Genomic DNA, 11,993 nt, shown 5'->3' on the forward strand with positions numbered 1-11,993 from the left:
ATTTAAATTTAAGGAGTTTTCATGAAAAAAAATAAAGGTTTCAGTTTAATGGAACTAATGATAGTGCTTATCATTCTTGGGCTATTAGGTTCTTTGGTTGCTCCTAAATTATTCTCAAAAGTAAGCTCATCGAAAATTAAAACTGCGGTTGCACAAATGCAGATGTTTGAAACAGCTATCGACACGTATCGTTTAGATATGGGCACCGTGCCACCAACATTACAAGCATTACGTAGAAGCGAATCGGCAAGTTGGGATGGTCCTTACCTACCAAAAGACATTCCGCTAGACCCGTGGGGCAAAGAATATATTTATAAAGTACCGGGTGAAAACGGTGCACCTTATACCATCATGAGTTATGGCCTAGATGGGCAACCGGGTGGTGAAGGTGAAAATGAGGATGTGATTCATAAATGATCGATCTTAGCCAATTACTTGCTGAGCAATTTAAAGTATCTGCCGCTGACATAGACAAAGCAAAGTCATATCAAAGTAGATACGATGGTAGGCTAGAGCAAATTTTAGTTAATATGGGCTGTTTAACTGAAGATGATTTAGCCCCTTTGTACAGTAAGTTATTAGGCTATCCGCTGTTTTCTGTCGATGACTATCCTAATTGGCAACTTCCTGAAGGGGTGGATGTAACACTACTTCAATCGCTCAAGGAACTAGATTGCGTATTACTTGAGGTGGGCGATGTATGGACTTTAGCCTGTAAGGACCCGCTTTCGTTATCGCTGGCACAGTTTATCCAGCAGCATGATGTCGATGTCAACATACTTGTTGCAACTGAGTCACAGCTACAAACCTTCTTTTACGAGATTCAAAGTACCTCAGAAAATAATATTGAGGATGATGAACTCACAGGTGATGAAGAGGCCAGATTAAGAGAGCTTGCTTCAGAAGCACCAACAGTAAACCTGTTAAACTCATTGATCACCAAAGCGCTGGCAAGAGGCGCGTCAGATATGCACCTTGAGCCGCATCAAGGGCGCTTTCGTGTGCGCTATCGAATAGACGGTGTGTTACATGAAGTAGATAAACTTGCGCCTAAAATGCAGTTACCTATCACAACGCGTCTAAAGATCTTATCAGGCATGGATATCGCAGAAAAGCGTCGTCCTCAAGATGGTAAAATAGAACTGCGTATCGCTAACCAAGAGCTTGATATACGTGTTTCTGCTTTACCGCTTAATGATGGTGAAAGTATTGTTTTACGTTTCTTATTAAAAGACTCAATTCGCTATGATATGTCGGTACTTGGTCTGTCTAATGATACACAAAATCTTATTCAGCAAGACCTACGTAAAACAACAGGGGTTATCTTACTTACGGGCCCCACAGGTTCAGGTAAAACAACAACCCTTTACACGTTCTTAAATGAACTTAACCGCCCTGATGTCAAAATTATTACGCTTGAAGACCCTGTGGAGTACCAACTAGAAGGCGTAAACCAAGTACAAGTTAATAACGATATAGGGTTTAACTTTGCTGCGGGTTTACGTTCAATAGTACGTCAAGATCCAGACATTATCATGGTCGGTGAAATACGTGATGCGGAAACCGCTCGTATCGCTTTGCAATCAGCATTAACAGGGCACTTAGTATTCAGTACCGTGCACACCAATGACGCAGCAAGTGCTTACACCCGTTTGCTCGATTTAGGTGTTGAAGAGTTTTTACTTAATGCGGCGCTGGTGTCTGTTGTTGCTCAGCGTTTGGCTAGACGCCTATGTCAGCACTGTGCGACACCTTTAGAAGATATAAGCGAATTACTTGCCCAGTATCCGCTAGAACAAGTTGCTAAAAATGCCGCAATCAGTGAATTAAACATCAAGCAAGCTGTTGGCTGCGAACATTGTAATCACACCGGCTTTAAAGGCCGAATTGCGATTAACGAATATTTGCGATGCGATGACGAAATCAAGCAACTGCCTAAAAATGATCAATTTATTTCTAAAGCACAAGCCCATAATGCGCAATTGAAGCGCCGTAACCTGATGCAAGATGGTTTGTATAAAGTGGTTACTGGCGTGACCACCATAGATGAAGTATTGCGGGTTGCAGGCTAATGGAATTTGAATATAAAGCCATTGATAACCAAGGGGCGCGGCATCAAGGTGTCGTCAATGCTGCCAGCCAAGCCGAGGCACAAAAAAAACTCCTCGCAGATGGTTTAAATGCATTATCTATTAAGCCTATAGCAAGTGCTTCAAGCATCAGTAGTTTATTTTCACAAAAAGTAAACTTGGATCAGCTCGAGTTTTTTACCAGTGAGTTGGCGCTTTTGCTCGAAAGTGGCATACGTGTTGACCGCGGTATCGATATCATTAAAAAAGCAAATGGTCACCCAGCATTAACACGGCTATTGAGTCAAATCTCGGCTTCTTTAAAAAAGGGCTCGTCACTGAGCGAAGCCTTTTCAGAACATGAGCATTTATTTGGACCTTTATATATTAGCTTACTGAAAATAGGTGAAACCTCGGGTAACTTACCAGAGGTGCTTAATCGCCTATCAAACGATTTGAAGTTCCAAAAAGACCTTCGCACACAAATTAGTACCGCGTTAACGTATCCAAGCGTTATCTTTTTTGTGTGTATTATGGCGGTTTACTTTGTGCTTACCTTTATTGTGCCAAAAATGTCGGGTATTTTTACCGACCTTAGCCAAGCGCCTTGGTACACACAAATGATCATCAATGTGAGTAACTTTTTTGTTGATTACCAAGTGATTATTATTGGCTCTGTGGTGGCTGCAATTATGGGGCTGTCATATGGCTTAAAGCGGCCAGAGGTTAAAAATTGGTTTTACATAAAAATCTCGCGCTTACCTGGCATTGGTAGCGTGATTTTAACAGCAGAACGTATTCGCTTTTCGCAATCTATGGCGATGATGCTAGAGGCTGGCCTACAACTAGACACCACCCTAGAGCTCACTGCAAATACCTTAAAACACCCAGAGCTGAAACGCGATGCAAAACTAGCGTTAAAACAATTAAAAACGGGTAAGCAACTGAGCCAAGTGTTAGAGAAAACACGTATTTTTCCTGACTTTTTCTTATCTATTATTAAAGTGGGTGAAGAGACAGGCCGACTACCTAGAGTGTTTTCTGAGGTTGCACAGCGTAGTAAAGCCGAACTTGAAAGTGTGATTAAAAAGCTGACAACTATGCTTGAGCCTATCATGCTTATTTTTATGGGGGGCTTTGTAGGTGGTATCGTCATAACAATGTTAATGAGTATGGTCTCTATTAATGATGTTCCATTCTAAAAAAGCCGCTGGCTTCTCTCTTATTGAGCTAATGGTTGTGATGGCAATCATGGCGATTGTTATGGGTTTGACCGGCGGGTTAGTCACCAAGGCGGTTGATCAACAAACACGCCAAGTTGAATTGCAAAAAGTGAGGCAACTATTTAAACGCCTCAGTTATCAAGCTTACTACTCTGGTTTTCCTATTAATGTTCGTATGCAAGGCAGTGAGATCACGGTTACAGTTAATCAGCAAGTATCTAGCATGCAATTTGAGCAATTAGTGTTTTCACCTAACGACTACCTAGTTGCGACTAACTCATTAGTGACCCCAAATAGCTATAAAATACTGCGCGCAGACACAATTCAAGAATACAAACTCGAGAGTATGTTTACCCCTTATGAAAACTAACCAAGGCTTCACCTTAATTGAAGTGCTCATAGCTGCGGTTATATTATTCTCATCGCTGGCAATAACAGCACAACTTTACAGTGCAAGCAGCTTATCTGCCGAAAAAGCAGCAAACACAGCTCAGTATTATCAAAGCGCTGAGCTTGTTATAACGAATATAAAGTCGCAGCTTAGAGAGCGTTATCAAACCACAAAACAAAAAGAGTACAGTGGCGTAACACAAGCTTTCGGTTTCGAATTTGAATGGCAAGCAACAACGCAAACAATGATAACCCCGCCAATGGAAGTTGATGAAGACTTCCCGCCTGATGCTCGTTTTCCTATCTTTCTAGTTGAAGTGGAAGCACCAAAGTCTGGGCGTTCTTTTCAATTTAGGGTGGTTGCATGGTAAAGCAAAAAGGCTTTTCACTCATTGAGCTTATGATAGCCACAGCGCTGTTGTCTATGGTAATGTTTACAGGTTACTTTGCATACAGCCTATATACAGACAAATGGCAAAAGCGAGCGGATCATTTTTGGCAGCTTAACCAAAGTGCACTCGGTACAGAGGCAATTATAAGAACATTAGAAGCGGCAAGTGTGTATATTGTTCGCGATCAAAAAGAGCAATTTTCAATATTATTTGCAGGCCAGCAAACTGAAATCACACTTGTCACCAACACAGGCTTATTTTCGAATGAAACTGCGCTTATTAATATTAAAGCAATTGACCAAGAAAACGGACTACAAAGCTTACTTTATAGTGAAATGCCTTTAAACAACACACTGTTGTTAAACTACCCGATAGAAGAAAACTGGCAGTACCAACATATCTTAGTAAACGACATTGCGAAGATAAATTTTCAGTTTTACGGCTGGGAAACCTTAGAAAATGCCGTTGCTGGTAACCTTGATAGTGCTGAGCTATCAATTGGAGAAACGCGTGTTAAAAGGCGTTGGTATACAGAACATAACCTCCCTAACAACAGGCTTTTACCTAATAAGTTAGCGCTGTTTTTTGAAAATGAACAACAGCAAGTTACTCATATACAAGTTGATTTGATTAACGTTTCGTACCTTGACCTCGTTAGACACTTAAGGCTGGACGTTTAATATGAAAGCTCAGACAGGTATTGCACTTATACAAGTCCTTATTATTTCCTTTATTTTGGCCTTATTAGGGATTTTTATTAATCAGTCGATACAACAACAAGTTAAAGTTACGCAGCAAATTCAAAACAAGTTTGCAATGCGTTTGGAGCTGGAAGAGGCCGAAACTCAGCTATTTTCAGCCTTATTAGCCCATAAAAAATACCCAGACACTAATAGTAATAACCAACTAGTTAAAAATTGGAACTTCTATGGTGAAGAGTTTAGATTAAGCGATTCAATATTTATAAGCTTAATGGACATGAAATCATTATTTAGTTTGAATATTTCAAGTCCTGATCTGATCAAAAATTTGTTAGTTCAACTCAATGTTGAAGAAAACACAGCACAAACCTTTGTAAGCTCATTGACTGACTGGAAAGACGAAAACGATGTAAGTCGTGTCAATGGTGCTGAGGCCAGCTTCTATAAGCAGCAAGGTAAACGTTATGTTCCCCGTAATGGTTATTTACAAAGCGTAAATGAAGCGGCTCTTATTCGAGGCGCTGAGCAAATACCGAAAGAATACTTTGCACGCTATTTCTCAACAGAAATGGTGACAGGTTTTAACCCAATTAACGCACCAGAGGCTATTTTAAAAGCGATAATAAAGGATGAATCGACAGCCAATAAAGTGTTGAAACGCAGAGCAGCAGGAACACTAAGCAGTTATGACTTTTATTTGCTAACAGGCATTGAAGAAGGTGAGTTTATAAATTTTGTCACTGGCAGCAAAATAAGAGTACAATTACGTGTTGTTTTAAATGGTGCGCAGTTGAGCAAGCAATATATTTTAGATGCTACTCCACGTTCTTACATAAAACCTATGGTGTTCTCTCAAGTTAGCTGGAATAAATCGTGAAATTAAATCAACTTACAAAATCAAGATTATTAAACACGCAGCTTAAAAATACTTTAGGCTATCTCGCTAATGGGGGAATAACCCCTATTTATGAGGACTGCACTCACTTTAAGCCGTTTTTTGTAGTGGTTGCTAGAAAGCACTACAGCATCACTCGTAAAAGTTATCCTGCGCTTAACATGACAGAGCTAAAGGCATTACTGAAAATAAATCAGCAACAATACAGTGATGCAAAACCGTTAGTTGAAATAAAGCCCAACAAAGAAATTGATGGTTTTGATGTAACAACTATCGTCTTTGATCAAGAGTGTGCAGCACTTGCTACAGGAAGCAAAGTGCTGATCCCTGAAACGGCTATTCTATCTAAGCAAAGCACGGCAGAAAAACAGCTTTTTGAGCTTAATACGCCACAAGGTGTATTGTTTTTTAGTCGTTCAGGAACAACTACTCATAGTGCCTACTGCAAGGGACTCATTCAAAATATAGCGGCATATAAACACAGTATTGGCCTTGCTGATGACATAGAGCCAACAATTATTAGTCAATCCGCTTATTTTCGCTTTTTGGCTGAGCAATTTAATGCATTAGCCATTGCTGATTTAGCCAAAATAAGTGTATTTAATTACCAGCATAAAATTAAAAGTACACAGCTACATGCCCTATACTGGGGGCCACTCATTAGTGTTACCTTGTACTTTGCTGTTATGGCTGGATGGCAGTGGTTAAGTATTAATGCCACGAAGCAAGCAATTGAAAATCAAGCTGACAATGCTAACCAGTTATTATCGCAAAAGCAGCAACTTGACGATTTGAACAATAAAGTTACCTTACTTGAAACACAGGTTAAACAAAATCCGGCCGTTTTTTCAGACTGGGATATAGTCCACAGCGCATTAAGTACAGGCATGTTAATAGACAAGTTTTCATCACGCCAAGGAGTGATCACATTAAGTGGTGAATCTAAAAGCGCGAATACGACAATCGCTGCAATTGCTAAGTTATCTCAGGTTGATAGTGCCATTTTTAAATCAGGTGTGCGCAAGTACAGAGGTTCTGAAAAGTTTGAAATTGAGATAACCTTGCATACAGAAGTACCTGCAGGAGCAAAAGCGAATGGCTGAACTTATAAAATATAAGCATTATTTAATTGTCACCGCTGCTTTAATTTTTGGTTTATATATTACCGAACCATTAATGCTAGCCTACGATGAGCTTAAACAAACGAATACGCTGAATCAAAAGCGTGAAACTAAATTAACAGCCTTACTTTCTGAGCAACAAGTACTCGCTGAGCAACTGGCGTTAGCCGAGCAAAATAAAACGAAATTACAAGCTCTTATGTTTAATAAACCCTCTGAGAGCGACTTTAAACTCACGGCTCAAACACTTTTGGAGTCAACTTTAGAGCCTGTTAATTGCTCAATAGAACGGGTTGCGTGGCGAGGCGAAACTCCAATAAGTGAAAACATTAGCCAGTGGCGACTCAATGTGCGCTTCAACGGTGATGCATTATGTGTTGTAAAGGCCACTAAAAAGCTAGAGTCATTAACGCCTTTAATACGCTTTGCAGAATATAATTTTACCAGCCGAGAGTGGAATGGAAGTACAACACAGTCATTAACGGGTGATATTGATCTTATTATGTGGAATAACCGTCAAGTGCTCCAACCACAAGAACAGGAGCCAGCAGCATGAATTGGATAATCGCAGCCATCTCTGTTATGAGTGTCATGTTTTTTGCTGTTCCTGAATTGCTTGACTCAAGCACAGAGCAATCCAGTAATAGTACTGATATCGCAGCATTAACTATTTCTGAGTCAGCATTAAAGCAAGATTCACCGTCGTTATTATTAACTCAATTGCAAAACGAAGCAAACAGTATAAAACGCCAGCAACTAGCCGAGCAAAAGCAAGCCGAGAGCAAAAATAAAAAAACAGCGGCTGAAAATGAACTCGTATTCGGCGATCAGGTTTTTCATTTATTAGGTATTTTTAACCAGCAGAACAATGTGTTTGTGATTATAAAAAATGACCAACAGCAGTTAGTAAAAGCAACAATAGGTGATACACTGGGCGGCAATGTAAAGTTAATTGCTGTAACAAATAACACCATTACCCTTGCAAACGAAACACAAACAAAAGAATTTAAACTTTTTCAACGGCAGTCTCATGAACAATCACCTTCATAAATCAAGCGCATTACTTTTTGCTATTTTATTTTTTAGCACTGGCTGTGCATCGCTTATTGAGCCTAGTAGCAATGTAAAAGCAAATAAAGTCGATGTTACAAATTCATACTTAAAAGATAATGACGACGGAATTAAAGACACAGCGCCTGTAAAAGTTGAACAACAAGACGAGAAAAAAACGACTTTTGAACGTGTCAATTCACTTGAAGATGGGCAGTCACTGACGTTAGAAGTTGACCTATCAAAGCAGTTTAATAACAGTAAACAGTTTCAGGTATCTGTTAATGCGTTACCGTTAAATGAGTTCATTCATTATTCGTTAGGTGAGCTGTTGCAAGTATCGTATTTAATTGAGCCATCAATTAAATCAAAAGCCACCCCTGTTACACTAGAACTGAAAGAAAAAGTAACCGCTCAGCGCTATTTTCAACTAGTACAAGAAATCTTTACGCAAAATAAAATTAGCATTACATTGAATGATGGGGTGTATTATATTTTTCCGGCTGACCCTAAAGGGAGTAAATCGGATGTTGCTTTTGGCTTTGGCCGCACCCCTGCATCGGTCCCTAATGTTGCAAGTGATATAGTGCAATTAGTGCCTACAAAATATGGTGTATCCACTGGGCTGCGTAGTGCCATTGCAGGTTTGGTTGACGCACAGGTGAGTATTGACCCTGCCCAAGGCATGGTGACAATTAAAGGTAAACGTGAGCAAGTGTTAAGGGCTATAAGCCTTATAAACTTAATGGATAGCGCTGCAATGAACAAAAAAGCGGTGGCGTTGATGAAGTTTAGCTATATAGACTCGCAAACATTTATTACCAAAGTAACCGAGCTATTAGCGCTTGAAGGGATTGATGCGCAAGCAAGCCGTTCAACCTCTGCCAGTGTTTATTTTATACCTATTGAGCATTTAGGGCAGGTTGTTGTGTTTGCAACCGCTGATGAAATAATTGACCGTGTTGAATATTGGCAAAAAGAGTTGGATAAGCCTGCAACAGGTGCAGAGCAAAGTTTTTATATTTATCACCCTAAATATGCAAGAGCCTCTGACCTAGGGCAAAGCCTTGCACCATTATTAGGTGGCAGCTTTAATAGTAAAAAAACACCCGAAAAGGCGGCAACTGATGCACCTACTCCAAGTAATGCATCAAGCCAAACACAAAATAACACAGTAAGCAGTATTGAAGGTGACGATATTCGCTTAGTGGTGGATGAGCGCGCTAATGCTCTTATTTTTTACTCGACAGGGCAATATTACCAAGAACTACAACCTATTATTCGCCAGCTTGATGTTATGCCTAAGCAAGTGATGATGGAAGTGGTGATTGCTGAGGTAAAACTCACCGGCAGTTTTTCTAAAGGTGTGCAATATGCTATTGAAAGCGGTGAGGCCACAGGTCGAAAAGAAAGCTTTAGCTTTAATACCGAAGGGGGAGGGGCATTTAATTACTCGATTGTTGGCTTACCTGGCAATATAAGCGTGAATTTATCGCAAACAGATGGCCTTGTAAATGTACTTTCGCGCCCAACGCTATTGGTACGCGATGGTGTCGCTGCTAATATTAGTGTGGGTGACGATATTCCAACTATAGGCAGCACCACCACAGACCCAATTAGTGGTGACCGCCAAACCACACAAGTGGAGTACCGTAAAACCGGTGTTGATTTAACGGTAACGCCAACCATTAATGCCCAAGGCACGGTGATTATGACTATTGAACAAAATATTTCGAATATATCACCAGATAGCAGCGGGGCAGGTGATAACCCGTCTATTTTTGAGCGCACCTTAAGTACAGAGGTCGTGGCTGGCAACGGCCAAACAGTGATGCTGGGCGGCTTAATTAGTGAGAATAAATCAAACGGTGCCTCATCAGTGCCATTTTTTGGTGACCTACCAGTGCTTGGTCACTTATTTAGAACAGACAGCAGTAGCTCAGATAAAACCGAGTTAGTAATATTAGTCACCCCTAAAATTGTACAAAACAGAGAAGACTGGCAACGGGTAAAAGACAGCTTTATTAAAGGCTTAGAAAACATTGCCTTTTAATTGTTGTAAATTGCTAAAGTACTGTGAGTAGAGTGGCGATATAAATACTAAGGTGCCTTTAGTGATGGTTACACTAAACGGCTTAGCTTTAGTGTTTAAGGTTAGTTTAAGCTTTTTATATTAAAAGGTGATTTGCGTTCATTGCCAAATGATTAAGTTTGGTTCTTTAGTTGTATAATTACTCTAATCGAACAAAAAAAGAGCTAAACGGCTGCGAAAGTGGCAAAATTGTATAAATAATCACTTGAAAAGATGTGCCTTAAAAGATAACTTTAGGTTGTTCAGTCAAAGTTAAGTTACGTAATAAAAAAGCGGTAATAAAACGACAACTGTGCGTACTAAACAACATTACATAAAACTGTAATGTAGGCTTGTTATAAGGTGTGTGTTTGCCTTAAATCAAAAAATGATTTAAAAACACATGCCAGTAACAATTTTATACTTGGGTTAGTTATTCGTTATATGCAATAATCGGTTGTAAATGACAGGTGAGTGTTAAGTAGGTTTGTTGTGAAAAGCGTTAAAAACTCTCTACAGCAAACAAAATTTTTTTTAAAGTAGTTTAAATTGTGAACAAAGTTGCAATTTAGCTGTAATTACTTGACATCTCTATAATAAGCCCTTAAATTTGCATTGATCTGGCAAACCTCCAGCCGGAACAATAAAAAATCTTGGTGTATTGCCTTCATTAACAATATGCCAGTTTCATGAAACTAGGAGAATGGAAATAATGAAACTATTCAAAAAAGCACTACTAGCTACGGCTGTATTTGGTGCAATGGGTGCACATGCTGCTGACGTATCTGATGCAGTTAAATTTACTTCAGCTGAAGGTTTTGCTGCTTCAGTTGCAGGTGGTCTTTCAGATGACCGTTCTGTACGTGTTATCGTTCGTGAAAAGCTAGAAGCTGGCGACAGAATCACACTTCAGTTTGGTAAAGGCTTTGGTGACAACATCACTGGTGTAGAAGCTTACACTGGTGGTGCACTTTCTTCAGGTCAAATCTCTATCAATAATGGTACTGCTGACTACACATTCACTGTTGACGCAGTTGCTAGTGACTTCGCTAAAGGTACAGTAGTACTTGAGCTAGACACTGGTTACACAGTTGAGCTTGATGAGTCTTTCGAAATCGTTGTTGCTGCAGATACATTCGAAGCTACTGCAACAGAAGCAAATTCAACAGTAACTTACTCTGCAGTTAGCTGGCAAGACGGTTCTGCTAAAGACACTAAAGGTGATAATACAGGTACTTTCCTTAAGTTCCGTAGTCAGTACTCTGCAACTGTTAAAACAGCGCTTGACGGTGTTATTGAGCGTAAAGACGGTGATAAGTTCATTTCAGGTTTCCCTGGTACAGCTGACGCAACTGATACATTAGTGCTTACACTTAAAGATGACACAACGCTTTTAGATGCAGTTACATCTGGTGCAGTAGCTACATTTAAATTAGCTGGTGACTTTAGTGATTTTGATCAAACAGTAGCGACTACTACTGATGTAGCATTCGCAGCTTCTGATGATACTATCGCACTTACAGCATTAACAGATTCTCTAGCAACCTTCACGGTAACAGACGCTGGTGCTGCTGGTATCGCTGGTGATATCACTGTAACATTAGACAATGCTACACGTATTGCTGCTTCAGAACGTATTAAAGCAACTTCATTCGCTCTAGCTGGTGATGTTAACTATGGTCTTCCTGCTACAACATCTGTTTTCTCAAATGCAGATGCAGGTAAATGGATTGTTGATGCAACTATCATCAATGTTCCTTACTTCCCAGTAGGTTACGAAGGTGTTTCAACTTCTGTACACTTCGCGAATGAAGGTTCTGCAGATGTTAACGTAATCATGACTGCTATCGATAACAGCGGTAAAGTATACGACGCTGTTGACATGGGTGATTTAGCTGCTGATACAGTAACTAAATACAAGCAAACTGATATCATGAAAGCATTCGGTATCACTTCAGCAACTAAGTTAAGCGTTACGTTTAACATTGATGCAACTGACGGTGTAGTTAATGCGTACGCATTCAGCAACGCTGGTACTGGTCGTCAATCACTAGTAACTTCACAACAAAAAGGTAAGTAAT

At 39.8% G+C, this 11,993-nt stretch carries 12 protein-coding genes; all 12 read left to right on the plus strand.

The features are described 5' to 3' along the window. Positions 1–21: 21 nt before the first annotated feature. The 12 genes from gspG to L0Z67_RS01885 all read left to right on the plus strand — a co-directional run bounded on the left by gspG (position 22) and on the right by L0Z67_RS01885 (position 11,992). Positions 22–417 carry a type II secretion system major pseudopilin GspG gene (gene gspG, locus L0Z67_RS01830; RefSeq protein WP_130151605.1) on the plus strand — a complete coding sequence of 132 codons (396 nt, stop codon included), beginning with the start codon at positions 22–24 and terminating at the stop codon, positions 415–417. Beyond that, positions 414–2,072, plus strand: a complete 1,659-nt coding sequence (locus L0Z67_RS01835) for a GspE/PulE family protein (protein ID WP_193988205.1) — start codon at positions 414–416, stop codon at positions 2,070–2,072. Before gspG ends, L0Z67_RS01835 begins: the two co-directional genes overlap by 4 nt. Then, positions 2,072–3,271 carry a type II secretion system F family protein gene (locus L0Z67_RS01840; protein WP_193988206.1) on the plus strand — a complete coding sequence of 400 codons (1,200 nt, stop codon included), beginning with the start codon at positions 2,072–2,074 and terminating at the stop codon, positions 3,269–3,271. Before L0Z67_RS01835 ends, L0Z67_RS01840 begins: the two co-directional genes overlap by 1 nt. Next, positions 3,255–3,662: a type II secretion system protein gene (locus tag L0Z67_RS01845; protein ID WP_237114745.1), complete on the plus strand. Its 408-nt coding sequence runs from the start codon at positions 3,255–3,257 to the stop codon at positions 3,660–3,662. The genes L0Z67_RS01840 and L0Z67_RS01845 overlap by 17 nt, the downstream gene beginning before the upstream one ends. Further along, complete coding sequence (locus L0Z67_RS01850) at positions 3,652–4,053, plus strand: PilW family protein (RefSeq protein ID WP_193988208.1); 402 nt, start codon at positions 3,652–3,654, stop codon at positions 4,051–4,053. The genes L0Z67_RS01845 and L0Z67_RS01850 overlap by 11 nt, the downstream gene beginning before the upstream one ends. Continuing rightward, on the plus strand, positions 4,047–4,754 hold the full coding sequence (locus tag L0Z67_RS01855) for a prepilin-type N-terminal cleavage/methylation domain-containing protein (RefSeq protein WP_237114746.1): 708 nt from the start codon (positions 4,047–4,049) through the stop codon (positions 4,752–4,754). The genes L0Z67_RS01850 and L0Z67_RS01855 overlap by 7 nt, the downstream gene beginning before the upstream one ends. Position 4,755: 1 nt before the next feature. Continuing rightward, positions 4,756–5,652: a general secretion pathway protein GspK gene (locus tag L0Z67_RS01860; protein WP_193988209.1), complete on the plus strand. Its 897-nt coding sequence runs from the start codon at positions 4,756–4,758 to the stop codon at positions 5,650–5,652. Continuing rightward, a complete protein-coding gene (locus tag L0Z67_RS01865) occupies positions 5,649–6,773 on the plus strand; it encodes a hypothetical protein (protein ID WP_237114747.1) in 1,125 nt (374 codons plus the stop codon). Before L0Z67_RS01860 ends, L0Z67_RS01865 begins: the two co-directional genes overlap by 4 nt. Continuing rightward, positions 6,766–7,347, plus strand: coding sequence for a hypothetical protein (locus L0Z67_RS01870; RefSeq protein WP_193988211.1), 582 nt, complete (start codon positions 6,766–6,768; stop codon positions 7,345–7,347). Before L0Z67_RS01865 ends, L0Z67_RS01870 begins: the two co-directional genes overlap by 8 nt. Continuing rightward, positions 7,344–7,841: a hypothetical protein gene (locus tag L0Z67_RS01875; RefSeq protein ID WP_193988212.1), complete on the plus strand. Its 498-nt coding sequence runs from the start codon at positions 7,344–7,346 to the stop codon at positions 7,839–7,841. Before L0Z67_RS01870 ends, L0Z67_RS01875 begins: the two co-directional genes overlap by 4 nt. Then, on the plus strand, positions 7,822–9,894 hold the full coding sequence (locus L0Z67_RS01880; RefSeq protein WP_237114748.1) for a secretin N-terminal domain-containing protein: 2,073 nt from the start codon (positions 7,822–7,824) through the stop codon (positions 9,892–9,894). The genes L0Z67_RS01875 and L0Z67_RS01880 overlap by 20 nt, the downstream gene beginning before the upstream one ends. Before the next feature lie 730 nt (positions 9,895–10,624). Beyond that, the gene (locus tag L0Z67_RS01885) at positions 10,625–11,992 is read left to right on the plus strand and encodes a hypothetical protein (RefSeq protein WP_237114749.1); all 1,368 of its coding nucleotides are present in this window, start codon (positions 10,625–10,627) and stop codon (positions 11,990–11,992) included. Position 11,993 lies beyond the last annotated feature (1 nt).

The organism is Pseudoalteromonas sp. PB2-1, from assembly GCF_045040605.1.
Taxonomy (GTDB): Bacteria; Pseudomonadota; Gammaproteobacteria; order Enterobacterales; family Alteromonadaceae; genus Pseudoalteromonas; species Pseudoalteromonas arabiensis.